Here is a 25227-nt window from a genome sequence, read left to right on the forward strand (position 1 = left end):
GCGAAGCTCTGAATCGAAGCCCCAGTAAACGGCGGCCGTAACTATAACGGTCCTAAGGTAGCGAAATTCCTTGTCGGGTAAGTTCCGACCCGCACGAAAGGCGTAACGATCTGGGCACTGTCTCAACGAGAGACTCGGTGAAATTATAGTACCTGTGAAGATGCAGGTTACCCGCGACAGGACGGAAAGACCCCGTGGAGCTTTACTGTAGCCTGATATTGAATTTTGGTACAGCTTGTACAGGATAGGTAGGAGCCTGAGAAGCCGGAGCGCTAGCTTCGGTGGAGGCGTCGGTGGGATACTACCCTGGCTGTATTGAAATTCTAACCCGCACCCCTGATCGGGGTGGGAGACAGTGTCAGGTGGGCAGTTTGACTGGGGCGGTCGCCTCCTAAAAAGTAACGGAGGCGCCCAAAGGTTCCCTCAGAATGGTTGGAAATCATTCGCAGAGTGTAAAGGCACAAGGGAGCTTGACTGCGAGACCTACAAGTCGAGCAGGGACGAAAGTCGGGCTTAGTGATCCGGTGGTTCCGCATGGAAGGGCCATCGCTCAACGGATAAAAGCTACCCCGGGGATAACAGGCTTATCTCCCCCAAGAGTCCACATCGACGGGGAGGTTTGGCACCTCGATGTCGGCTCATCGCATCCTGGGGCTGTAGTCGGTCCCAAGGGTTGGGCTGTTCGCCCATTAAAGCGGTACGCGAGCTGGGTTCAGAACGTCGTGAGACAGTTCGGTCCCTATCCGTCGTGGGCGCAGGAAATTTGAGAGGAGCTGTCCTTAGTACGAGAGGACCGGGATGGACGCACCGCTGGTGTACCAGTTGTTCTGCCAAGAGCATCGCTGGGTAGCTATGTGCGGACGGGATAAGTGCTGAAAGCATCTAAGCATGAAGCCCCCCTCAAGATGAGATTTCCCATAGCGCAAGCTAGTAAGAACCCTGAAAGATGATCAGGTTGATAGGTCAGAGGTGGAAGCGTGGTAACATGTGGAGCTGACTGATACTAATCGTTCGAGGACTTAACCTAATATTTAATATGATGATTGTCAATTATCTAGTTTTGAGGGAATAAAACCTCATATAGTCTGGCAGTAATGGCGAGAAGGTCACACCCGTTCCCATACCGAACACGGAAGTTAAGCTTCTCAGCGCCGATGGTAGTTGGGACACGCGTCCCTGTGAGAGTAGGACGTTGCCAGGCTAGCCCTTTTGGGTTATTTTTTTCGTCAATATTTAATATGGCCCCTTGGTCAAGTGGTTAAGACACCTCCCTTTCACGGAGGTAACACGGGTTCGAATCCCGTAGGGGTCACCAAAGTTTTTCATGCTAGTGAAAATAACTTTCAGTATTTTGGAGGATTAGCTCAGCTGGGAGAGCATCTGCCTTACAAGCAGAGGGTCGGCGGTTCGATCCCGTCATCCTCCACCATGATTATATTTGTTCTTTGGCGGTGTAGCTCAGCTGGCTAGAGCGTACGGTTCATACCCGTAAGGTCGGGGGTTCGATCCCCTCCGCCGCTACCAATCAATTATTTATTAATATCTGGAGGAATACCCAAGTTTGGCTGAAGGGATCGGTCTTGAAAACCGACAGGCGGGTCATACCGCGCGGGGGTTCGAATCCCTCTTCCTCCTCCATTATTTTTAATATATTATCGTCGCGGGGTGGAGCACGTTCGAATAAACTGCTTCGAATAATCTTCAGCGCAACAATTGAGCCGCTGCTTGAATATGCTTTCTGAAATCGGGGCGGTCGTAATACTAAGAGCATGTGAAAACTTCAAATTTTTTATCGTCGCGGGGTGGAGCAGTCCGGTAGCTCGTCGGGCTCATAACCCGAAGGTCGCAGGTTCGAGTCCCGTCCAGACCGCCATTTTTTTCTAGTAGGTTTCCTACTATTAATATATAGATTATTTTGGCGATTGTGGCGAAGTGGTTAACGCATCGGATTGTGGTTCCGACATTCGTGGGTTCGATTCCCATCAGTCGCCCCATTGATATTATAATATTGGGCTATAGCCAAGCGGTAAGGCATCGCACTTTGACTGCGACATGCGTTGGTTCAAATCCAGCTAGCCCAGCCATTTTTCTTATTTTTAATAACGCGGGTGTAGTTTAGTGGTAAAACCTCAGCCTTCCAAGCTGATGTTGTGAGTTCGATTCTCATCACCCGCTCCAATATGGGCCTATAGCTCAGCTGGTTAGAGCGCACGCCTGATAAGCGTGAGGTCGATGGTTCGAGTCCATTTAGGCCCATCATAAAAAACGACTTAGAAGTTTCTTACAACTTCTAAGTCGTTTTTTTACATTCACTATTTACAAAAAATATGCTTCCCAATTTTTTTGATTTGTGGCCGACTCCATATCCAACCACTTGTCGCGGTATCAGGATTAAAATAATATATGGCTCCGCCACTAGGATCCCAGCCGTTGATGGCATCCATAACTGCTTTTTTCGCAGTCTCATTGGGTGTTAAATTAATTTGTCCATCTGCCACGGCAGTAAAGGCTCCTGGTTGATAGATGACACCTGCAACTGTATCTGGAAACGATGAGTGGCTGACCCGATTTAAGATAACTGCTGCAACAGCGACTTGCCCTGTGTATTCCTCACCACGTGATTCCCCGTAAACAGCGTTTGACATCAATTGAATATCATTTTGTGAGAAATTGCCTGTGACATTAGCTGAATTGTTACCTGATGAATTAGTTTTTTCATACTTTGTTGCTTTCACAATAGCTGCCTTTGTTTTAGCTCCTACAATTCCATCGACAGGAAGACCAAATTGGTCTTGAAAATTCCGTACGGCCCAATAGGTATTCCAGCCAAATACACCATCAATATTACTTGTATAAAAGCCGTTATATTTGAGTCGTGACTGCAACTCAATAACATCTTCTCCCGATGAGCCCCTTTGGAGCACTTGACTTGTAAATGCTAATACGTCATTACTTTGTTCACTAGTGGTGATGAATACAACAAAAAGTACAATAAAAATCAGCCGTGTCTTAATGAAAGCTTTTTCTAGCAAAATATTGCCTCCTAAGAACAGTAATAACGTTATTTTCTTCAAAAATTATCCTTTTATGTAAGATGAAAAAAAGAATACCGCCCGATAGCGGTATCCAAATTACTAGAAATACGATCATATTGTCTCGCAACAGAGCCAGTAACAATTAAATTAGGAGCAACTCCTGTATTACAGAACAGAGGGTATTTTATGTTAGGGTGCAAATGAAAAGAACGATTATCATGGATAATCGCTCTAAGTAAAATGTTATTTTAGGGCTTTGCTAACTTTAATTTTCTTTCCCTTAATGGTGGCATTCTCCATTGCCTGTAAGACGAGTGCGCCCTTGCCATTCAAAATATCAACATAGGTCATTTGCTCCTGGATGGTGATAATGCCAATATCCTCGGCTGTGACACCAGGGATTTTTGCGATCGTCCCAACAAAATCGACTGCGCGCATCTTCTTCTTTTTTCCACCGTTGAAATGAAGCTTCATGATACCTTGGTTAATCCGGGCCGTTTTATTATTTCTGACGACACGGCGGCCGCCGCTTTTTTCTACAAATGCGTCTCTTCCTTTTGCAACTTCAGTTGGTTTTGGAGCCTCCACTTTCGGAATCTCAAAGCCAATATAGCGCTCAATCGCCCGAACAAATTTCCCTTCAAATGGTGTGGCAAAAGTAATCGCTTTTCCTTTATTGCCGGCTCGACCGGTTCTTCCAGTGCGGTGGACATAGCTTTCTTTTTCCATTGGGACGTCATAGTTGATGACGAGGGTGACATTATCAATATCAATTCCGCGTGCGGCCACATCTGTGGCGATGAGGTAGCGGAAATTTCCCATTTTGAAGCCATCCATTACCGCAAATCGATCTTGTTGTTCTAATCCGCCATGAAGTCGTTCGCAAGAATAATTCGATTCTTCCAATTCGGAATAAACGGTATCGACATGTTCCTTTGTCCTGCAAAAGATAAGACAGCTATCTGGATTTTCGACAACTGTTACATCTTTTAGCAGAGAAAGTTTGTCTTCTTCTTTAACCTCGATTAACAGATGTTCAATCGTATCTGTCGTGACCCCGGTTGATGCAATTTCGATATTAACTGGATTTTTCATATATTTATGGCAGAGGTTTTCAACATCCTCCGGTAAGGTTGCTGAGAAGACCATGGTTACTCGGTTGGAAGGAAGTTCTTTTATGATCGCTTCGACTTCGTCAATAAAGCCCATATTAAGCATTTCATCTGCTTCATCGATAATAAGATACTTTATTCCATCAAGAATGAGGGTCTCTCTGTCAATATGGTCCATGACACGTCCGGGTGTTCCGACGACGACATGCGTTTTCTGCTGCAGTTCTTCTTTTTGCTTTGAAAATGGTTCTTTCCCATAAACGGCCATGGCCTTAATCCGTTTAAACCTGCCAATATTCGTGATATCCTCGCGTACTTGAACCGCAAGTTCTCTCGTTGGGGTAAGAATTAATGCTTGTGGCTTTCTTTCTTCCCAGTTAATCATGTTGCAAACAGGGATCGCGAAGGAAGCCGTCTTACCACTGCCCGTTTGCGATTTTACAACCAGATCTTGATTCTTCAATGCCAAGGGAATGACCTCGGTTTGGACCTCGGTAGGTGTGTCATATTTTAAAATGGTCAGTGCTCTTGTGATTTCGTCACTTAAATGATAATCCGCAAAACTTACTTTACTCATGTATTAACCTCATTTATTAGTATTATCCGGCTTACCTTTAGGATTTCTCGCGAAGAAATATCATATGCATAAACTGAATACGCTCCATTATACTGGATATACACCATTCACCCAAAATAATTTTTAAAATTATTTCAAAAAAAGTGCCTGACACCAGAAGTGTTGGTATATCTGGTGTCAGGCACCAATTTGCTGGAAAATATTATTGTAATGTGACATTTGTCATATCCTGCACATGACACCTGCTACTAACAAGGACAAACTTGTTTCTCTATACTTTGATATAACGACACGAAGAAGGAAGGGAATTCAAAAAATGACCTTACAAAATACGAAGACTCTAAAAAAACAAGTGGCTCCCTTTGAAAAATCAACGACAAAAGAAAGCGTATGGCAGATTATTAATACGGTCGTACCATTTATTGCCTTATGGTACCTTGGCTATTTGAGCCTATCCGTTTCCTATTGGTTAGCACTCGTACCAATCATCCTTGCTGCAGGATTTCTCACAAGGATATTTATCATCTTTCATGATTGCACCCATTATTCCTTTTTTAAAAGCCGGCGCACGAATCGAATCGTTGGCACGATGATGGGGGTACTAACAATCTTCCCGTTCGATAAATGGGGATATGAACATGCCGTTCACCACGCTACAAGTGGGAACTTGGATAAACGAGGTACAGGAGATATTTGGACATTAACAGTAGATGAATATTTAGCAGCACCACTAAAACTTCGTTTGGCTTATCGCTTTTATCGCAATCCTTTGGTAATGCTTGGGTTGGGTCCGATCTATGTGTTCCTTCTTAAGAATCGTTTTAATCGTAAAGGTGCAAAAAGAAAAGAACGTAATAACACATATTTAATCAATATTCTCATTGTAGCCTTAATCAGTTTGCTTTGTTTGGCTATCGGATGGCAGTCATTTCTCTTAGTTGAAGGCTCAATTTTCATGATTTCAGGCGCATTAGGTGTATGGCTGTTCTACGTACAGCATACGTTTGAGGATTCTTACTTTGAAGAAGATAAAGAGTGGGAATATGTGAAAGCGGCAGTAGAAGGAAGTTCATTCTATAAACTTCCAAAAGTATTGCAATGGTTAACTGGAAATATTGGCTTTCATCATGTGCACCATTTAAGCCCAAGAGTACCTAACTATAAATTGGAAGAGGCACATAAAAACACGCCTCCATTACAAAAGGTTCCAACAATTACGCTTGCTACGAGCTTAAAGTCTCTTCGCTTCCGTTTATGGGATGAAGAGCGAAAAAACTTTGTAACCTTTAAAGAAGTTAGAGTTTTAGCAAAGAAAAAGTTCACTGTCCAACAAGTGAAACCGGAAATTTAACAACTAAGGGTCCCATTATAACAGGCTAGCTCCCCTTCATTAAGGGGAGTTGTTATTTACATAACAACTGCCGGATAAGGAGAGAGCTTACATGATTCGAATCGTTATTGCAGAGGATCAGGAACTGCTGCTTGGAGCAATGGGTTCTCTCTTGAATTTGGAAGAAGATATGGAAGTGGTCGGTCAGGCGAGCAATGGGGAAGAGGCGCTTTCACTAGTGCATCAACTTCAGCCTGATGTTTGTATTATGGATATAGAGATGCCTGAAATGAGTGGGCTAGAGGCAGCAGAAGCATTAAAGTCATTTGGCTGCAAGGTGATTATCCTAACTACCTTTGCGCGAAGTGGATATTATATGCGTGCATTACGGGCGGAGGTAAGTGGGTTTTTATTGAAGGATAGCCCTAGTGATGAACTAGCCAATTCCATTCGCAGCATTCATAACGGGGATAAAATTTATAACGCCGAACTAATGGATGAAGACCCCATTGACCAAAAACAAGATATGGAAGTAATCCGCCAACATCACCTCAAAGAACATACAAAAATCAACACAGTCAAAAACTATCTCACCACTATACTAGATAAAATAAAATTGCCAACAGGTTAAAAATGAAGGTAATTAAAACATTGGGTGTCAGGCACCATGTGAAATTTTTTCACATGGTGCCTGACACCCTTTTTCATATTTCAATTATAATAGGGAGAATCATCGGTTTTCTTTTTGTTTGGGCGAATACGTATTGTCCGACGCTTTTCTTGATGTTTTGTTTCATGACATTCCATTGGCGGATATTTTCAGTTTGGAGGTCATTAATGGTTTTCTTAGTAAGGCGGTTAATCTCTTTGAGGAGCTGGTCTGAGTCACGGGCATAGACGAACCCGCGGGTAATCGTGTCAGGCCCAGAAATGATCTTCCGGTCTCCTTTACTAATGGTAATCACAATTACGAGCATTCCATCTTCAGAAAGCTGCCTCCGGTCCCTGAGCACAATGTCCCCAACATCGCCAACGCCCATCCCGTCAACATACGTATCCCCAGCTGGAATGGACCGGGTCTGACGTGCTACGGAATTTTCGACATCAACTACATCACCATTTTTAATAATAAATGTATTTCCCTTTTCTACGCCCACGGACTCTGCTAACATCTGGTGATGATGCAGCATTCGATATTCACCATGAATCGGAATAAAATAGGTTGGTTTCATTAAGGTAAGCATGAGCTTTAAATCTTCCTGATAACCGTGCCCCGAAACGTGCATGCCCGTTGAACTACCCGAGCCATAGATCACTTTAGCACCTAGTTGAAATAAGTTGTCGATGATTCTCGACACATATTTTTCATTGCCCGGTATTGGGGAGGCAGCTAAGATAACTGTATCCCCAGGATAAATGGAAACATCCCGGTAGTTCCCGCTTGCTAGTCGCGCAAGGGCCGCCATAGGTTCCCCCTGACTTCCGGTACATAGGATGGCAACCTTTTCCGGCGCCAGTTGGTCAACATCCCGTGCTTCGATGAGCATTCCCTCTGGCACGTTTAAATACCCGCGCTCTATCGCAACAGAAACGACATTTACCATACTACGGCCAAGCAGGGCGATCTTTCGATTGGATTTTATGGCAGAGGCGACGACCTGCTGGACACGATTTACATTCGAGGCAAACGTAGATATAAAGATTTTTCCTTCTGCTTTCATGAAGGCTTCATCTAAAGTGCCACCAATCATTTGCTCGGATGGCGTTAGCCCTTTACGCTCGGCATTGGTACTTTCTGATATTAAAACTAAGACACCTTGCTCACCAATATCAGCCATCTTATGAATATCAGAATGTTGATTATTCACCGGTGTTAAATCAAATTTGAAGTCCCCAGTATGAACGACATTCCCCTCAGGAGTATGAAAAACAATGCCGAGACAATCCGGGATACTATGACTTACTCTGAAGAAGGAAACGGTTGTTTCTCCAAACTCAAGCTTGGAATCTGAATCAATCGTCACGAGTTTCGTGTTGCCATTCAACCTGTGTTCGTCAATTTTTAATTCAATCAGGCCCAAGGTAAAGCGGGTAGCGTAAATAGGAACGTTCAATTTTCTTAATATATACGGAATCCCGCCAATATGGTCCTCATGTCCATGAGTGACAATCAAAGCACGGATTTTCTCCTGATTTTCTACCAAATAGGTAATATCAGGGATAATTAAATCAATTCCTAATAAACTCTCATCTGGAAACTTCCCGCCGCAGTCAATAATAAAAATATCGTCTGCATATTGAACCACATACATGTTTTTTCCGATTTCATTGATACCGCCTAAAGCAAAAATGGATAATTGCTGATTATTGGTTTGCAAGTAAATATCCTCCCTATTCCATGTAAATATGAATAGTATGCCCTTTTGGTTGGACTTTATTGGAAAGGGAAAGTGAAAAAATTTCAGTCAGGGTCCGAAAAATAAAAGGCTGTCAACAGCACGGAATTCAAAATTCCCTATGTGTTGACAGCCTACCAGTATTTAAATTAATGTTTTGACTTGGTGTCCAGGTAAAACCACTTGCAATGCCATTTCTTCATCGTGACTCAAAGGCAGCAATGGCAATCGAAGTCCACCAACTTGCACCCCGCTCATGTTCAGGGCTGCTTTTACTGGGGCCGGATTAGGAGCCGTAAATAATGCCTTCATAAGAGGCAGCAGTTGGCGATGAGAGTGAGCCGCTTCTTGGACGCGTCCATTTTTAAAATGATTTATCATTTCTTGCATTTCATTGCCAATTACATGAGAAGCAACAGATACAACTCCAGCACCGCCAATCGCTAAAACCGGCAGTGTTAAGCTGTCATCCCCACTATAAAGGGTAAAATCACTAGGGGCTTGGCTAATAATAGCAGCCATGTCATCCAGGTTGTCGCTTGCTTCCTTAACAGCAACAATATTCTCGATTTGGGATAGGCGAACAATGGTCTCTGCGGACAGATTGACCACACTTCGACCAGGGATATTATAAAGCATAACCGGTAATGATGTAGATTCAGCGATTGCTTTGAAATGTTGATACATACCTTCTTGGGAAGGTTTGTTATAGTATGGAGCAACGAGCATGATCCCGTCTACACCTGTTTCTTCAGCTTGCTTTGTTAAACTGATAGATGCCCGTGTATTATTCGAGCCAGTGCCAGCAATAACTGGGACTCTTCCTCTCGCTGCGACGACAACAGCTTTAAATAAAGCGATTTTTTCATCCGTCGTTAAAGTTGGAGATTCACCGGTTGTACCGGCAACGACGAGACCGTCCGTCCCATTTTCAATTAAATAATCTACTAATCTTCTTACTGCGTTAAAATCAACCTCGCCATTTTGATCAAATGGTGTAACCATTGCGGTTAAAACTTGGCCAAAATTCATTTTTTCTCACCCTTTTAATAAATTTTTATAAAATTTAGAGGTGGGCAAGGCCATTCAAAATTCAACGCAAAAAAGCAACAGTGAGGGTTCACTGTTGCAGTAGAAACATAAATAAAACTAAGTTCCCGTGCGTAAGATAGCCCTCCATATAGTCTCCTATATGACAGTTCTGTATTTATTCAATAGCAGAACCAGCTTCATGATAATGAGAATCAATGAAACTTCGGCAAATTCCCCTTTTTACAACCATCGTTGGACCTCATTATCCTCCAGTTGTGTACTAATGGTCTTTGCACCTCTATCCTCACTTCAAAAGTATTGAAGTAAGAAAAATATATAATTAATAGTAAATATATCAGAATATTCCTTTTGTTTCAAGGGGGAAAAGGAACTATATTTGTAAAGTTTATGCAGTTTCTAACCCCTGTTCTTCTTTTTCTACTTCTAATGCAGATACAATATATGCAAACCCGTTCATCACAAAATAAATAACATCCGATTGAATCTGTTCCTTTTCTCCTAAATAAGTATTTATGATCATACTGATGGAAAAGAAAACTACGAAGGATAATGCAATTTTATTAAAAATCATCAAATTTACCGACCCCTTTATTTAGGATTGTTATGTTAATCATATTTGCTTAAGACGGGTTTTATGTCTGCCGCCTGAAGGGTGGTGCTAGAAATCAATGAGTGCCAGGTGTTGGTTCATTCACCCTGGTTCTTCTTGGAAGTTCTTTCTTACCGTGCAGGAAGTGGTAAAGAACCATCGATGCAAGAACGACTGCACCTAAAATGACATACAAAGTACGATAGCCTGTTAACGGTATAATAAACCCGAGGATGTATGGACCGAACCCCAGACCCGCATCAAGAAAGATAAAGAAAGTGGAAGTTGCCAATCCCATCCGATGGGGAGGAGTTAGTTTTACTGCTATGGCTTGGGTACTTGATTGCAAGTTACCGAAACCAAGGCCGATTAATACTCCTGCTGCTAATAAAATAATGCTGATGCTTGCGGTGCTAAGCAGAAACAAACCAACGGCAAAGGCAATAATACATGGATACATAATATAGTTTGCCCCTTTTAAATCCATTATACGGCCGGTAAGGGGGCGTGATAACAACACGGCAATAGAATAAACTAAGAAAAAGAAACTTGCCGCGCTTACTAGGTCAATTTCTATTGCATAGAAGTTAATAAATGAAAGAACGCTGGAATAACAAAAAGCTACTACTAATGTAATAACTGCAATTGGCAATGCATTGGGCTCAATATAATTAGAAAGTTTAAATCCTTTTGTTTCAGTTGGTTGGGGTGTTCCTTCTAATTGAGGCACATTTACAAAGAACGCTGTGACTAAACTAATGATCCCTATTACAAGGGAGAAAATAAATATCATTTGAAAATCCGTATGCTGGGTCATGTATAGGCCAATGAATGGGCCAATTGCGGTAGCCAATGTTGCGCTCATGCTGAAATAGCCAATTCCTTCAGCTTTCCGTGAAGCAGGGATAATCTGGGCCACGATCGTTCCTGTTGCTGTACCAACCATTCCGGCTGCAATCCCATGGAGTAGTCGTGTTATAAGCAGGAAGGTAATCCCGAAATTCAGAAAATATAAAAGAAGTGTGAAAATAAAAAGGATGGCACCAATGATTAATGTTCTCTTCCTTCCAATAGACTCAATAAATCTACCGATTAAAAACCTGCCAATTAATGAACCAACAATAAAGATTCCTGTGGCAAGACCAGCTTGACTTGTGGAAGCATGAAATTCGTCTACTGCATAGACACCAATGATGACAATTAATAAATAAAAGACTAAAGTGACGAAAAAATTGACCCCGGAAACAATCGTAAAATCTTTAGTCCAAAGTTTAGCTCTTGGTTGATTCACGTTATTTAACCCCTTACTTAATAATATTATCTCGAATGATCCCCATAACCTGGATGGTTTCAAGCTGTTCAGGTTCTGAGATACCTTTTAAGATGTCATTTTCAAACTGATCAATCGTGACACGAACTTCCATATATACTTTTTTTCCTAGTTCTGTCAGCTGTATCCGCTTTTCACGTTTATCATGGCTAGGAACCTGTTCGACATAGCCCAGTTCCTCTAATCGATTAATAGTCCTAGTAACTGTGGGCTTTTCTACATATAAATAATGAGAAAGATCCACAAGTGTAGCAGGTCCATTATTGGATAAGCAGTGAAAAATGGACCATTGAGCTCTGTGAAGTTGATGCTCAGCCAAATGGAAATTCAATTTATTTTCAAACGGACGGTAAAGCATCAATAATTGATGAAAGAATTTTTGTGAAGTCTTTATTTAAATCACCTCAAATAAGTCGAATAGTTAGCTAGAGTAATAATTACCTTGGGTAACTATATTAGTGTAACAGATGTGGTTTTATAAGTCTAATTGTGGTTACTAATCAAACGATTGATTAAAAAGCGCTGAAGCCTTGAGATATATAGATTTATGAGGGTATAGGGTATTTTTGAAAAAACTAATCAAACGATTGATTAAATGGGGGCGAGGCCTTAGTATTAAAGGATTTTTCTGGAGTGAGAATTTTTTTTGTGGAAAAACTAATCAAACGTTTGATTAAAAAAGGTCGGAAAATACTGCTGAAAAACTAATCAAACGTTTGATTAAATAGGGTTGAAGCCTTGGTATATAAGGCTTGTAAGGTTATTTGTTTTTGTTATTCCTATATAAATACAGACCGAATCCCAACGTATCCCTGCCCCAGGTCAAATAGGTCCGGCGCCAAGTTCGAATCCGCTCCAACATCGCATCACAATCTGTATCATCTGGATTCTCAAGACAATAGTTCTCGACGGACATCGAATAAAGCCACTCGTAATCGTCCCAATCATCATCGTTGGCTACATAAGACCAAAGCGGGATTAATCCTAGTTCCTCGCCAGCTTTAACAGTATCTGCATGGGTTTTACATTCCGACTCATCAGCGCCTCCGAGCGCTTCTAAATAAGCAGGACTTGGAGTCTGTTTCCAATATCCCTCGCCAATCAGAATGTAACCATTTTGCTTAACTAGACGTTTTAATGTCTGTAAGGTGGGTTCCAATCCACCTAATGCGTGGGTTGAACCAATACAAATCCCCAAATCATACCCATCTTCCTCGCATCCTTCGACTGCTGAGGCGGCATCTTCCACAATAAACTCGATGCTGCCTTCGTGAATTCTGCCGTGTGCCTTTTGCTTTGCTTCCTCGATGGACCCTTCATACAATTCGATAGCTGTAGCGGCTACGTGGTAATTTTCCACCAAGCGGATTAACAGTTCGCACTTTCCTGCTCCTATATCAATTACTTTATCTTTTGCATTGGGAGAGATGATATCGAGCATCTTCATGATCTTGTCTTCACTGATTGGATTACTAAAGGCATGGTCGCAGTGGGCAATTGCTGAAAATTTATTTCTATCCATATATAAATATCTCCTTGTCCATGTGGTCTGTATGAAGCGTATCTTACAATGGAAAATGAAGCAAGTTAAAATGAAACCCAAATAAATTATGATGAATATGACAAGATAAGAGAAAAGGGCTAGTTAAATAAGACAATTTATCAGCCCTGTTGGTTGGATTTAAATTCTTAATCAAAGAGGAATAGGCAAACAACAAAGGAGACATCTTGAATGGTTTTATTCTTCTATATCGTCTTAAATTTGCTTGCTTTATTTCTTTTTATTAGAAAAAAGAAAATGCTTCATATTCTTGAAGTCATCGTTTATTGGGCGGTTAGTTCCTATCTATATCAAAACTTCTCGGCTCTCTGCTATATGAATTTTAAAACGTTAACCATCCCTGAGAACCTTAGTTATGAATTTTCACATGTAATAAACCGAATTATTCTTTTTCCCATACTTATGGTTACCTTTCTTCACTTTTTTCTCATCTTAACCACACTCTTGAGAAAACTGCTATTAATGATATCTTTTATTATCCTATTAACAGGGATGGAATATTTAGCAGATTATTTAGGCGTGATTAAACATGTTCATTGGCAGATTTGGTGGTCATTATCGATTTGGATGTTTGATCTGTGTGTATTAATTGTATTTATGCAATGGTTTCGAAGGATCCTTTATAAAGGAGACTGGTACGAATGAATGTTACTTTTGATTGGAATGAATGGTTTTTCATCCTAACCACGACAATGATTATTTGTCTGTTTTTACCGATAAAAAAATATTTTTCACCTATTATCGTCATAATTATTTGGGTATTTAATATCGGATATGTTTCAACTATTGATTATTTTCTACTAGCGACTCCCTTCAAACTTTATATATATGGCGATAATTCAACCTATGAACTGTCGGGTGCATTATTTCATTTATTCATGTATCCTTGCGCTTCCTTACTATTCTTATTTGGCTACGATAAGTTTGAACTTTATGGCAAAAAAACGGTTTGTTATATTCTCTGTTGGACGGGATTTTCCCTTTTATTTGAATGGATGAATGTGAAAAACCGCGCTTTGACATATACGGGTTGGAAACTTTATTATTCCATTCCTTTTTATCCGGTGACTGCTGTATTGTTGATTTTACTTTTCCGTTTTAGCAAAAAGAAACTTAGAGAAATCACCATGCAGAGGAATCCTAGGTATTGATGATAGAGAGCAGGAACCGACATATGAAAGCCACCTTAGTTGCAATCCATAGCACAATTCTTTTTAATAAGAGCGTAGTGCAAATTTAGTTTGAATGAGGTTATCGATATGAAAGCATTAGTGTTTAATACATTTGGCGGGCCAGAGATTCTGGAGTATACAGAAATCGTGGAACCGGCAATCGATCCAGATGAAATCCTCCTTAATATGAAAGCAATTGGTCTTAATTTTGCCGATATATATAGAAGGAAGGGAAATTATCACCTCGTGGGAGAGCCTCCCTATATCTTAGGATATGAAGGGGCAGGAATAGTCGCAAAGGTAGGAGCAAATGTCCAAGATATCCAAATTGGCGACCGGGTAGCCTTTGCCGATGTCCCACATGCAAATGCAGAGTTCGTAGCCGTTCCTGTGGAAAAGGTGATTCCTCTGCCTGAAACAATCTCATTTGCGGAAGGGGCTTCCGTGCTGTTACAAGGATTAACGGCTCATTATTTAACAAAGGATAGTTATCCCGTGAAAAAGAATGATGTCGTACTGGTCCATGCAGCAGCAGGCGGGGTCGGGCAGCTTTTAATTCAAATTGGAAAATTACTAGGCGGAACAGTTATAGGTTTAACTTCATCCTTGGAAAAAGCGAAGGCAGCAGAAGAAGCGGGAGCGGATAAAGTGTTCTTGTACAAAGATGATTGGAAGAGGCAAATCCTCGATGTAACAAATGGTAAAGGTGTCGATGTGGTCTATGAATCAGTAGGTTCAACGCTGCAAGACAGTTTTGATGTCACTCGCATTGGCGGGACGGTAGTATTTTACGGAATGGCAGGAGGGGATCCAGCTTTAGTGGATCCAAGAATGTTAATGGATACATCCAAGACCTTGACGGGGGGAGACCTATGGAATGTGCTTACCTCTCGAAAAGAACGAATTACTCGTTCAACTGAGCTGTTCCAGTGGATGGCGGAAGGAAGGGTTAAAGTATCTGAACCAACTACCTTTGCACTAAGCGATGGACAAGAGGCACACCGTTATTTAGAAAGCCGAAAGAGCACAGGGAAAATATTATTAATACCATAATGCCCTAACAATTAAATGCCTCCACAATGTGGGGGTGTTTTTTGGTGTCAGGCACCAAAAAAAATTAAATTTTTTATTGCAAAAGCGCTTTCACTAGGTTTATAATATGTATAAATCGATTTACTAAACCGATTTACTAAAACGGTTTATCCTATGATCACAAGTATTTATTTAAAAGGGGATTTTGTTATGAATAATGTAATTGTCCCGATAAACGCATTTGATAGATTTGAAGTCTTGAAGAAGGGGCAAACTTCATTTATTAGGCTTATTGCAGATTCAGGTGCTTATGGAATTGAGATTCGACGCGAATTATTGTCGGACGAAGATCCATCACTACATCAAATTAAACAAGAAATTGAACAATATCAATTATTCACAGTTTATTCGGCTCCGATTGAGTTATGGAAAGAGGACCACCAATTGAACAAGAAGGAATTAAATGAGATTTTTGAAGAAGGAAAAGATCTCGGTGCTAAATGGATTAAAGTATCACTTGGCCATTTTCAAAAAGTCCAATCTGATCTTATCGAACTGAATACCTTTTTGGATCAGCATCAGGGAGTTCAATTGTTCGTTGAAAATGATCAAACGCTTCATGGGGGGAATATCCATCATTTAACATCCTTTTTTGAAAGCGCCTCCGAGCAGAGCACACCTGTTAAAATGACTTTTGATGCCGGAAACTGGTATTATTCTGGTCAAGAAGTAGACGAAGCCGTCAGCAAGCTTGCACCATATGTCATGTATTTGCATTTAAAACAGGTAGAAGATGATAATGGAGAGTTTATTACGGTGCCGCTGCAAAAAGACGGAAGTCACAGTTGGGAGAAGGTCATGAATCATTTTCCCGCTGAAATGGTGAAGGCGCTTGAGTTTCCCATCGAACCGAAGGAGAGAACACGAGAGTTTGTTCAGATGATTATGGAAAGTGAGGCTATATCATGCAACATTTAGATACAATTACTTTTGGAGAAGCAATGGCTATGTTTATGGCCAATCATCCAGGTCGCTTACACGAAGTCAGCCAATTTACCCGTGAACTTGCTGGAGCAGAAACAAATGTGGCCATTGGACTTGCTAGATTGGGCTTGCGCTCAGGTTGGGCGAGTAAAGTCGGAAACGATGCGTTTGGAAAATTTGTCATCGAACGGATCAAAAATGAAAACGTTGACACTGGGCATGTTTTGATTGACCCACACTATCCGACTGGGTTCCAGTTGAAATCGATGGTTTTAGAGGGCGACCCAGAGGTTCAATATTTTCGCAAAGGATCGGCGGCAAGCCATTTAAACTGCGAGGATTTCAATGAAGAGTACTTTCAGCATGCAAAGCACATGCATATGACGGGGATTCCATTAGCTCTTTCGGAAAGTACAAGAGCCTTTGCAAAACACGCTCTAACCTTTATGAAAAAGAACGGCAAAAAGGTTTCCTTTGACCCGAATTTAAGACCAACCCTTTGGGCATCACAAGAAGAAATGGTAAGGGAAATCAATGAGGTGGCGTTCCAAGCAGATTATGTGTTACCAGGTATTACTGAAGGTGAAATCTTAACAGGCTTTAAGGAACCTCGTGAAATCGCTTCCTTCTATTTAGAAAAGGGCGTAGAGCTGGTAGTCATTAAGCTTGGGGCTGAGGGAGCTTTTTATAAAACAGCTACAGAAGAAGGCACCGTTCGCGGCTTTCATGTGGAAAAAGTGGTTGATACCGTTGGGGCCGGCGATGGTTTTGCGGTTGGGGTGATCAGTGGATTACTCGAAGGTTTAAACGTTCAGGATGCGGTTTTAAGAGGCAATGCGATTGGTGCGTTAGCGGTTCAATCACCTGGTGATAATGATGGCTATCCAACCAAAGCAGTGTTAGAAAAATATATAGAAAATCAATTAGAGGGAGTGAAATAACATGAAACAAACGATTGCAAAACAACGATGGTTACGTCTTATTCCAATTGCCTTTATCACGTACAGTTTAGCTTATCTTGACCGTGCCAACTATGGATTCGGTGCGGCTTCAGGATTAGCGGAGGATCTTCATATTACTGCTGGTACTTCTTCTTTACTTGGTTCTCTATTCTTCTTAGGATATTTCTTTTTCCAAGTACCTGGTGCGGCATTTGCCGAGAAAAAGAGTGCGAAGGTTCTCATTTTCTGGTCCTTGATTGCATGGGGTTTATTAGCTTCCTTTACAGGTATGATCTCGAATATTAAATTGTTATTTGTGATTCGTTTTTTACTTGGAGTTGTGGAAAGTGCGGTTATGCCGTCCATGCTGGTACTCTTAAGTAACTGGTTTACGAAAGCAGAACGTTCTCGTGCAAATACATTCCTTATTTTAGGAAACCCTGCAACCGTATTATGGATGTCAATTGTTTCTGGTTATTTAGTTAACTCTGTGGGCTGGAGATGGATGTTCATCGCTGAGGGTCTTCCGGCTGTTATTTGGGCATTTATTTGGTGGAAAGTTGTCAATGACAAACCGAGAGATGCGAAATGGTTAACTGAACAAGAAAAGGATGATTTTGAACAACAATTAGCAAAAGAGCAAGAAGGAATTAAGCCTGTAAAAAATTACAGCGAAGCCTTTAAATCAAAACCAGTTATTTTGTTAAGTGCACAATACTTCTTATGGAGCATCGGGGTATATGGTTTTGTTATGTGGCTTCCATCGATTATTAAAGCCGCACCAAATATGGATATTGTAGAAACAGGCTGGTTATCTTCAGTTCCTTATATTTTAGCTATTATCCTTATGTTTGTAGCTTCTTATTTCTCTGATAAAACATTGAATCGAAACGCATTTGTTTGGCCATTCCTATTGATTGGTGCAATCGCTTTCTATGCTTCTTATGCGATTGGAACAGAACATTTCTGGATTTCATTTGTCTTACTCGTGATTGCTGGCGGTGCCATGTATGCTCCATACGGTCCATTCTTTGCCATCATTCCGGAAATCCTTCCGCGTAATGTTGCTGGCGGTGCGATGGCCCTTATTAACAGTATGGGTGCGTTAGGCTCATTTGTTGGTGCTTATATCGTAGGATATTTAAATGATGCTACTGGTGGATTCGGTACTTCATATATCTTTATGGCAGGTTCTCTATTCCTTTCTGCAATTTTAACCATCTTAGCGGTTAAATCGGCAAAAAAGGATAAAAGCAAGCCAAAAGGTGTTAAAATGAGTGCTTAAAAAAGTGGAAGCAGCTTTGGAATCTTTCCAAGGCTGTTTCTTATTTATAGAGGTTCTCATCTTTAAGAACAATCCGTTCGTCATAACTGGAAAGTTAGTAGATTTGCCGCTAAAATGAAGTCAGTGACCAAGAGGAAAGAGGAAGATAGGCATGGAAAAAGTAACAATGGCCGACGTCGCAAAAGCAGCCGGTGTATCAAAAAGTACCGTTTCTCAATACTTAAATAATCGGTTTGAATATATGGGGGAAAAAACGAAACTAAAAATTAAAGAAGCAATTGAAGAACTTGGCTATCAGCCGAATTTTATTGCTAGAAGCTTGAAACAAAAACGAACCTCGATGGTGGGAATCATTGTCGCTAATATTACGCATTATTTTTCAACGGAAATCAGCCGTGCTATTGAGGATTTTTGTCATAAACATGATTTGCACGCCATTGTCTGTAATGCCGATGATGATCCTGAAAAGGAAAAGAAATATATTGAAATGTTACGGGCTAAGCAGGTAGATGGTTTGATTATTTTTCCTACAGGGAAAAATAATGATTTATACAAACGGATGGTCAAACAGGACTATCCCGTTGTTTTTGTTGATAGAAAAGTAGAGAATCTTGATGTGTTTTCCATCATTACCGATAATACGGATTCTACGTATAAGGCTGTGCAGCATTTGATTGAGAAGGGTCACCAGAATATTGCATTTGTGGTCCAGCCGCTGACAGTTAGTACCCGTATCGATCGGTTGGCAGGATATACAAAGGCTGTTGCCCATGCCGGTATGGAGGTAAATCCAGACTTCATTATCAAAGCGAGTATCCCTGAATTGAAAAGCAAAATTGAACAACTTTTTTCTTTAGCTGTTAAGCCAACGGCCATCTTTGCAGCAAATGATCGAGTCTTACTGGCGGTCTTGGAATTTCTAAAGGAAAAGGGTATTAAGCTTGGAAAAGAACTTGAATTGGTCGTATTTGATAATATTCCATTTGCACATTTGCTAGAGGCGCCGATTTCCTTCATCGTACAGCCAGCAAAGGAAATGGGAAAAAAGGCAGCTGAACTATTATTTGAACAGATTAACAAAAGCAACATACCCCCTGAAGTGTTTGTCTTTCCAAGTAGAATGATGTAAAAAGATTTAGTGGTGCCTGACACCATGACAAAGGTTCAGGCACATATTGAAAAACGCTTACAAATGAAGTATAATCTTTTCATAAACCGATTTAGTAAATAGGTTTATTAACAAACCCATATAAAGGAGTTTGATTATGAATATACAACTGGCTTTGGATCGAATGGATATAGCTGAAGCAATCGAATTAACGAAAAAAGTGGAGGATTCCATTGATTGGATTGAGGTTGGTACTTCGCTCATTAAGGAATTCGGCGTAAAGAGTATTAAAGAGATAAAACAAGCCTTTCCAAATAAACAAATTGTTGCAGATATTAAAACGATTGATAATGCCCGTTATGAATTTGAACTTTGTTTTGAAGCGGGAGCAGATGTGGCAACAGTCATGGGAGTTTCTCCACTAGTGACCATTGATACATGTATGGAAGTGGCCAATCGTTATCAAAAAAAAGTCATGATTGATTTATTAAATACATCGGATGAACAAAAACAAGCATTACGGAAATACAATGATGCCATTTTTTGCGAGCATGTGAGTAAGGATCAACAAGAGGAATTAGGCGATCAAAATCAAGGAACTAAGCCTAGTGATTTCTCAGGGTTTCAGGTGGCAGCAGCAGGAGGGATTAAGCTGGGTTCGATAGAGGATCTCATCAAATCTATACATCCAGCAGTGGTCATTATCGGCTCAGCGATTACGAAAGCGGAAAACCCATCCGTGGCAGCGGCACGATTTAAACAAGTTATTTCAAAAACGGAGGAGAAAACGACATGTTAGTAATTCCTACTATTTTAAAAGAAGTAGAAACGGTTCTTAGCCAAGTGGAAGAGGCTCAGCTTCAGGAGTTAGCGGTTCAATTGCAAAAGGCAAAGCGGATTTTTGTTATCGGTGAAGGACGCTCCGGATTAATGGCTAAATCATTTGCGATGCGCTTAATGCACCTGGGAGCAACAGTGTATGTTGTAGGGGAAACGATTACACCATCGATTGCTGAAGGGGATCTTTTAGTGGCCATTTCCGGTTCAGGTACAACGAAAAATGTGGTTTGGACTGCTGAAAAAACGAACTCCCTTGGCTGTCCGGTAATGGCTGTGACGACCAATCCCGAGTCGCCATTAGCAGCAGCGGCAACGGAAATTCTCCATGTACCAGCAGCAACAAAGTATCGACGTGAGAACGAATTGAAAACAATCCAGCCGCTAGGTTCATTATTCGACCAATGTGCTCATATTCTATTTGATACCCTATGTTTGCTTTACAGCAAGCTCAATAAAGTTGACCACACACTAGCATTCGGCCGGCACAGCAATTTAGAATAGGAACAATGAATGGTGCCTGACACCAATTCGGTATTCACCGAATTGGTGTCAGGCACTCTTTTTTTACTAGAAAGTGAAAACAAGGAATCGAGGTCGTTTTCAAGAATATATAAGTTGAAGATGTATTCTTAATCGGGGGTTATGTCTAAATGAGGGTAGAGGTTTTGAAACCTGACAAGGTTATTGGCTTTATTGAGGAAAACTAATCATACGTTTGATTAATGAGCTATTTAGGAAAATCTAATCGAAAAATGTATTTTTTTTGTTACGGGTTAGTTTCTTAGGTAAATGATTATCAAGCCCAGGTAACAGGAGTAGTCGTGGCAGCTGTCAGGCGCTTTTTATATGCAGAAAAAGTAACCAATCCTGAAATTGGTGGCAGGTGTTGTAAACACCAAAAGCCAGTCACCATTTTTATCATAAAAAACTAAATTAGGTTATTTTGTATGGTAACGGATATCTCCTTTACCCTTACTTCATTTTCATCGATATATATTTCACAATTGTGAGGAACCTTTTTATTGAATATTCCTTTTCGGATCAGTCATCTGCAATCAATTTCCCCCCAAAGTTTCAATGAATGGTAAGTATCATTACAAACTTCGTCCCAAAGAGCTTGGCGAGGAATATCCACCTTTAATTGTGTTTAATTATTATTTGAAACAGGAGCAAGAGCTTCAGAAGTTATTGAGGTTACGATCGGTGACTATCGTAAAAGACAGTCAGTACAGTTGCCCATTTTTATAGGCAGCTTTATTTTTCCGAAATATTGGAGATGATTTTCTCGAAAACATCTAATTGATCTGTCACAATGAAAACAGGGAGGAGTGTCATAGCCAGTAATACAACAAGATGAGAGCCAATCCCTATTCTAAAAAAACTATTTAAAAACTTCATAAAGGTCCCTTCTTAGTTTTAATGTTATTTTATACTATGCTGATTTCGAAAGGGATTGGACAATCTGATAAAAAATTATACTACTGAGCAAAAAACTCCGAATAGAGTCATTTATTTTTTAAGTTTAAAAGGTTCGATTTCTACAGGTAATGGATTTAATCTAAAAAATCCTGGTTTCAATTCCTTGGTGCTGCAAGGAGCAGATTTTACTTAAGAAGAATGGTCTTTTAAAAACGACCGCCCTTCCCAGGTTTCCCTTTCCCTTTTTTTCCCTTTCCAGGACGTTTAGGCTTTCCACTGCTTCCGTGACGGCCACTGCTACCATGACTGCCGCTGCTTCCGTCATGTCCGGTGATGACTGTGACTTTGAACGAACAAGTGCTAGTATTTCCAGAAGCATCTGTTGCAGTACACGTGACGGGTGTTGTCCCAAGTGGAAAAAAGGAACCGGATGAAGGGGTACAGAAAAATGTAGGATTTGGACAGTTATCACTTACGGTAGGAGTAAAGTGAACGATTGCCCCATCTGTACCTGAATCATTACCAACTATGATATCGGCGGGACAATGAATCACTGGTGCCTCAGTATCGTTTACTGTTACAGTAAACGAACACGTACTAGTATTTCCGGCAGCATCGGTCGCAGTGCATGTAATGGTTGTACTTCCAACAGGGAAAAAGGAACCTGATGCTGGTAAACAAGAAGACGTAACGCCGGGACAGTTGTCACTGACAGTGGGTGGCGGATAATTCACGACAGCCCCGCATTGCCCTGGATCATTTGCAGCGGTAATGTTAGTAGGACAGCTGATTGTCGGTGGTTCTATATCGTTTACAGTTACAGTAAACGAGCATATTGCCGATCCCCCTCCACACGGGTCTGTAGCCGTGCAAGTGACCGTTGTAGCTCCTGCCGGAAAGAAAGAACCAGATGGTGGTGAGCATGAAACAATAGCACCCGGACAGCTGTCCACTACTTGGGGAGGAGGATAGTTCACGACAGCCCCACATTGTCCCGGAGTATTGCCAACTGTAATATCTCCAGTACAGATAATGGTAGGAGAAGTGCGGGTGAGATCACTGATGTTCGCAAATATATCCTGATTTCCAGTTCGAAAGTCGGTCCAAACAGAGACTAGCTTTTCCGGTGTCTGCAAACTCGGTGGAATCATGGCTGAAAAGATATAGTCACCAATAAAAGTGGCAGGATTACCAAAAGTACCATTAGGATTGGATGAAACGTCTGTTATTTGCGAAATTGTAAAGGTGGTTCCTCCATCAATTGATACTGCAGCAAAAACATCCAAAAGCGGACTTGATACCCGGTTTGTATAGTAAATCACGCTGCAGGTGCCACTACACGCGGAAACCGTAACAAATGGGAAAAAATTTTGGGTATTCTCAGGACTGTTGTCAACACGACTAGGAGTCGACCAAGTCACTCCGCCATCATCGGAAAAAGACATAAGGATATGAGCATTCGAAGTACGAAAATCCTGCCATACAGCATATACTCTTGCAAAATTTGCAGAACCAAAACATCCTGAAGTATCTACCGCAAGAAATGCAAAGGTAGGAATACGGAAGGCCCATTGCGGGACTTTTGGTGTTAGAAAAAATGGAACTCGAACTATCGGACTGACAGTAACAGTAGGCCCAAATGTCACACCTCCATCAACTGACCGGCGAATTTGGAATAAAGCATTATTGAAATCCCCCTCAACCCAAGCAACATACACTTCTCCATTCGGACCTACCTGAACATTTGACCCCTGCACAAAAGGAAGCCCTGCTAGTACCGGTGTAATAGGAACTGCTGGGTTCCATGTTATTCCTCCGTCTGTGGATCTTTGAAGCAATATCTGTGAATTATTTTCATTATTGGTAAACCTGGTATAGCTAATATAGGCATTCCCCTCAAATGGGCTTGTCGGGGTTTTGTCGAAAGCAAGAAATTCCTTGTCATCAAAGATGCCATTCCCAACTAAGTCAGAAACAATAATGGCATTCGAAAAAGTTTGGCCATCGTCCACGGATCGATACACAATGATGGACGCCTCTTCTGGGTTTACCTGTTTAACAGCTATACCAGCTAATAAATATCGATTGTGTAAATCGGCGTCTATTACAGGATCTGAGGTAAAGTCAAATCCTGCCGGTAATGGAAGTAAAGACGAAGTGAATGTGTTTCCTCCATTAGTTGAACGATATACACCAAATTGGGCAAATCCATTAGGCAACCCGTATGCGTGTGAAGCTGCTACGATGGACATGGGGTTATTCGGGTTGGCTGCCACAGTAGGTTCGTTATCAGGTCTTGGATTTGTTGATAATTGTATATCTGTAGAATTAATTGCTTGCTCAACAATTATGGATGGATTTGCTTCCTCTTCCGGTTGAATTGGTAAACTTAACTTTTTTAAATTTTCTTCTAACATCTTGTAAAATATCACCTCTATTTAGTCATAAAGAAATTTGTCTGTTGGTGCCAGAAATGTTGTTACCGATTAAACCCATACCGGGGCAATCGTATTTGCATGAAAATGCCACTTGCTCTGTTCCTTAAATTTTTTCCCCTTACGATAGTTGTCCTTTAAAATATGAAAATAAATTTAATATTGCTTGGACAAATATAACGCATATTCATTTCAATCAACTTCTTTTAAAATGAAAGAGGGAAACCAATTAAATGGATTCCCTTTCTTACAATCTGGTTTATTCCTAAAAGAAGTTTTTCAACAAGTTCTAAATTTTGAAAGTAGCGTGTTTTCATTGTTCTTTGCCGCTTTTCGAAGAAAAATACATCCCTGCTTGAAATGTATTCAAGTTCATTTTTCGCTTTATATTTTGAAGTAATAAGCAATGTTTTTTTGGACTTAAAATATGATTTATTTGGCTACTTTAAGAAAAGAGTCGATGGGGAGGACCATCATATGAGCGGGCACAAGCTTTATACATTAAGGAAGGTTTTAAGCAAGTGGAGGGTGTGGCCTGTTTTGAATATATTTTGCATTCTTAAACAGATATAGACTAGAGCCCATCGGATGTAATAGAATAACAGGGATGAATGGAGGTATTCTACAAATGTCTAATTTACCGAACTGCCCAAAATGTAATTCTGAATATACGTACGAGGATGGAAGTCTTTTTGTTTGTCCAGAATGCGCTCATGAATGGAATTTAGAATCAGAAGCAGAACAAGAAGATCTAAAAGTAGTGAAGGATTCCAATGGAAATGTCTTAAATGATGGGGACTCGATCACCGTTATTAAAGACCTGAAAGTTAAAGGAAGCTCATCAGTCTTAAAAGCAGGTACAAAGGTTAAAAACATCCGTTTAGTGGATGGAGACCACAATATTGATTGCAAAATTGATGGTTTTGGAGCAATGAGTTTAAAATCTGAATTTGTAAAGAAGTTGTAGAATCAAAGAGCTAGGTAGCATGCCTAGCTTAAAAGAAAGCATAAAAAATAATAAAACAATC

General features: G+C 40.7%; 23 protein-coding genes, 8 tRNA genes, 2 rRNA genes and 1 riboswitch. Of the genes, 23 read left to right on the forward strand and 10 right to left on the reverse strand.

The window, feature by feature from the left end; genetic code table 11:
• The 10 genes from ACE198_RS00005 to ACE198_RS00050 all read left to right on the forward strand — a co-directional run.
• A 23S ribosomal RNA gene (locus ACE198_RS00005) occupies positions 1 to 1027 on the forward strand; the annotation flags it as partial.
• A gap of 57 nt (positions 1028 to 1084) precedes the next feature.
• Positions 1085 to 1201 (forward strand): 5S ribosomal RNA (rrf, locus tag ACE198_RS00010).
• Between the two features lie 39 nt (positions 1202 to 1240).
• Positions 1241 to 1315: transfer RNA gene (locus ACE198_RS00015), tRNA-Glu, on the forward strand.
• 38 nt (positions 1316 to 1353) lie between these two features.
• Positions 1354 to 1429, forward strand: a tRNA-Val gene (locus ACE198_RS00020).
• An 18-nt stretch (positions 1430 to 1447) separates the two neighbouring features.
• Positions 1448 to 1524, forward strand: a tRNA-Met gene (locus ACE198_RS00025).
• A 21-nt stretch (positions 1525 to 1545) separates the two neighbouring features.
• A tRNA-Ser gene (locus ACE198_RS00030) sits at positions 1546 to 1638 on the forward strand.
• 280 nt (positions 1639 to 1918) lie between these two features.
• Positions 1919 to 1994, forward strand: a tRNA-His gene (locus ACE198_RS00035).
• Between the two features lie 15 nt (positions 1995 to 2009).
• A tRNA-Gln gene (locus tag ACE198_RS00040) sits at positions 2010 to 2084 on the forward strand.
• A gap of 20 nt (positions 2085 to 2104) precedes the next feature.
• Positions 2105 to 2178 (forward strand) — tRNA-Gly (locus tag ACE198_RS00045).
• A 4-nt stretch (positions 2179 to 2182) separates the two neighbouring features.
• Positions 2183 to 2256, forward strand: a tRNA-Ile gene (locus ACE198_RS00050).
• A 56-nt stretch (positions 2257 to 2312) separates the two neighbouring features.
• On the opposite strand, the gene sleB is transcribed toward ACE198_RS00050, so the two are convergent.
• Entirely contained in the window at positions 2313 to 3032 is a 720-nt protein-coding gene (gene sleB / locus ACE198_RS00055) for a spore cortex-lytic enzyme (protein ID WP_375374242.1), read from the reverse strand.
• Positions 3033 to 3278: 246 nt separating this feature from the next.
• Positions 3279 to 4724 carry a DEAD/DEAH box helicase gene (locus ACE198_RS00060; protein ID WP_375374243.1) on the reverse strand — a complete coding sequence of 482 codons (1446 nt, stop codon included), beginning with the start codon at positions 4722 to 4724 and terminating at the stop codon, positions 3279 to 3281.
• 316 nt (positions 4725 to 5040) lie between these two features.
• Here ACE198_RS00060 and desA point away from each other — a divergent pair, with 316 nt between their 5' ends.
• Together desA and ACE198_RS00070 are read left to right on the forward strand one after the other, a co-directional pair.
• On the forward strand, positions 5041 to 6075 hold the full coding sequence (gene desA / locus ACE198_RS00065) for a Delta(5) desaturase DesA (RefSeq protein ID WP_375374244.1): 1035 nt from the start codon (positions 5041 to 5043) through the stop codon (positions 6073 to 6075).
• Positions 6076 to 6166: 91 nt separating this feature from the next.
• On the forward strand, positions 6167 to 6685 hold the full coding sequence (locus tag ACE198_RS00070) for a response regulator (RefSeq protein ID WP_375374245.1): 519 nt from the start codon (positions 6167 to 6169) through the stop codon (positions 6683 to 6685).
• Between the two features lie 73 nt (positions 6686 to 6758).
• Here ACE198_RS00070 and ACE198_RS00075 read toward each other — a convergent pair whose 3' ends face one another.
• The 6 genes from ACE198_RS00075 to ACE198_RS00100 form a co-directional block, all read right to left on the reverse strand.
• Entirely contained in the window at positions 6759 to 8432 is a 1674-nt protein-coding gene (locus ACE198_RS00075; RefSeq protein ID WP_375374246.1) for a ribonuclease J, read from the reverse strand.
• 162 nt (positions 8433 to 8594) lie between these two features.
• On the reverse strand, positions 8595 to 9482 hold the full coding sequence (dapA, locus tag ACE198_RS00080) for a 4-hydroxy-tetrahydrodipicolinate synthase (RefSeq protein ID WP_375374247.1): 888 nt from the start codon (positions 9480 to 9482) through the stop codon (positions 8595 to 8597).
• 129 nt (positions 9483 to 9611) lie between these two features.
• Positions 9612 to 9791: riboswitch (Lysine riboswitch) on the reverse strand.
• A gap of 97 nt (positions 9792 to 9888) precedes the next feature.
• Positions 9889 to 10074 (reverse strand): hypothetical protein, encoded by a 186-nt coding sequence (locus ACE198_RS00085; RefSeq protein WP_251463336.1) that lies wholly within the window; start codon positions 10072 to 10074, stop codon positions 9889 to 9891.
• Positions 10075 to 10168: 94 nt separating this feature from the next.
• Positions 10169 to 11383 (reverse strand): MFS transporter, encoded by a 1215-nt coding sequence (locus ACE198_RS00090; protein ID WP_375374248.1) that lies wholly within the window; start codon positions 11381 to 11383, stop codon positions 10169 to 10171.
• A gap of 13 nt (positions 11384 to 11396) precedes the next feature.
• Positions 11397 to 11816, reverse strand: a complete 420-nt coding sequence (locus ACE198_RS00095; RefSeq protein WP_375374478.1) for a MarR family winged helix-turn-helix transcriptional regulator — start codon at positions 11814 to 11816, stop codon at positions 11397 to 11399.
• Positions 11817 to 12182: 366 nt separating this feature from the next.
• Positions 12183 to 12944: an SAM-dependent methyltransferase gene (locus ACE198_RS00100; protein WP_375374249.1), complete on the reverse strand. Its 762-nt coding sequence runs from the start codon at positions 12942 to 12944 to the stop codon at positions 12183 to 12185.
• A gap of 210 nt (positions 12945 to 13154) precedes the next feature.
• On the opposite strand from ACE198_RS00100, the gene ACE198_RS00105 reads away from it, so the two are divergent.
• From ACE198_RS00105 to hxlB, 10 genes are all read left to right on the forward strand, one after another.
• Positions 13155 to 13628: a hypothetical protein gene (locus tag ACE198_RS00105; protein WP_375374250.1), complete on the forward strand. Its 474-nt coding sequence runs from the start codon at positions 13155 to 13157 to the stop codon at positions 13626 to 13628.
• Positions 13625 to 14134: a hypothetical protein gene (locus tag ACE198_RS00110; protein ID WP_375374251.1), complete on the forward strand. Its 510-nt coding sequence runs from the start codon at positions 13625 to 13627 to the stop codon at positions 14132 to 14134. Before ACE198_RS00105 ends, ACE198_RS00110 begins: the two co-directional genes overlap by 4 nt.
• 108 nt (positions 14135 to 14242) lie before the next feature.
• The gene (locus ACE198_RS00115) at positions 14243 to 15208 is read left to right on the forward strand and encodes a quinone oxidoreductase family protein (RefSeq protein ID WP_375374252.1); all 966 of its coding nucleotides are present in this window, start codon (positions 14243 to 14245) and stop codon (positions 15206 to 15208) included.
• Positions 15209 to 15397: 189 nt separating this feature from the next.
• On the forward strand, positions 15398 to 16165 hold the full coding sequence (locus tag ACE198_RS00120) for a sugar phosphate isomerase/epimerase family protein (protein ID WP_375374253.1): 768 nt from the start codon (positions 15398 to 15400) through the stop codon (positions 16163 to 16165).
• Complete coding sequence (locus ACE198_RS00125; protein ID WP_375374254.1) at positions 16153 to 17112, forward strand: sugar kinase; 960 nt, start codon at positions 16153 to 16155, stop codon at positions 17110 to 17112. Before ACE198_RS00120 ends, ACE198_RS00125 begins: the two co-directional genes overlap by 13 nt.
• 1 nt (position 17113) lies before the next feature.
• Positions 17114 to 18397, forward strand: coding sequence for an MFS transporter (locus ACE198_RS00130; protein WP_375374255.1), 1284 nt, complete (start codon positions 17114 to 17116; stop codon positions 18395 to 18397).
• Complete coding sequence (locus tag ACE198_RS00135) at positions 18390 to 18515, forward strand: hypothetical protein (protein ID WP_257148606.1); 126 nt, start codon at positions 18390 to 18392, stop codon at positions 18513 to 18515. Before ACE198_RS00130 ends, ACE198_RS00135 begins: the two co-directional genes overlap by 8 nt.
• Before the next feature lie 33 nt (positions 18516 to 18548).
• Positions 18549 to 19526, forward strand: a complete 978-nt coding sequence (locus ACE198_RS00140) for a LacI family DNA-binding transcriptional regulator (RefSeq protein WP_375374256.1) — start codon at positions 18549 to 18551, stop codon at positions 19524 to 19526.
• A 136-nt stretch (positions 19527 to 19662) separates the two neighbouring features.
• Entirely contained in the window at positions 19663 to 20304 is a 642-nt protein-coding gene (hxlA, locus tag ACE198_RS00145; RefSeq protein ID WP_251463328.1) for a 3-hexulose-6-phosphate synthase, read from the forward strand.
• The gene (hxlB, locus tag ACE198_RS00150; protein ID WP_375374257.1) at positions 20298 to 20846 is read left to right on the forward strand and encodes a 6-phospho-3-hexuloisomerase; all 549 of its coding nucleotides are present in this window, start codon (positions 20298 to 20300) and stop codon (positions 20844 to 20846) included. Before hxlA ends, hxlB begins: the two co-directional genes overlap by 7 nt.
• A 753-nt stretch (positions 20847 to 21599) precedes the next feature.
• Here the strand turns inward: hxlB and ACE198_RS00155 are convergent.
• The gene (locus ACE198_RS00155) at positions 21600 to 21743 is read right to left on the reverse strand and encodes a hypothetical protein (protein ID WP_375374258.1); all 144 of its coding nucleotides are present in this window, start codon (positions 21741 to 21743) and stop codon (positions 21600 to 21602) included.
• Between the two features lie 227 nt (positions 21744 to 21970).
• Positions 21971 to 24181 carry an HYR domain-containing protein gene (locus ACE198_RS00160; protein ID WP_375374259.1) on the reverse strand — a complete coding sequence of 737 codons (2211 nt, stop codon included), beginning with the start codon at positions 24179 to 24181 and terminating at the stop codon, positions 21971 to 21973.
• 646 nt (positions 24182 to 24827) lie between these two features.
• Between ACE198_RS00160 and ACE198_RS00165 the strand changes: the two genes are divergently transcribed.
• On the forward strand, positions 24828 to 25166 hold the full coding sequence (locus ACE198_RS00165) for a zinc ribbon domain-containing protein YjdM (protein ID WP_375374260.1): 339 nt from the start codon (positions 24828 to 24830) through the stop codon (positions 25164 to 25166).
• The last annotated feature ends 61 nt before the right edge of the window (positions 25167 to 25227 follow it).

Origin of the sequence: Neobacillus sp. KR4-4 (assembly GCF_042136325.1) — a bacterium.
Lineage (GTDB): Bacteria > Bacillota > Bacilli > Bacillales > Cytobacillaceae > Neobacillus.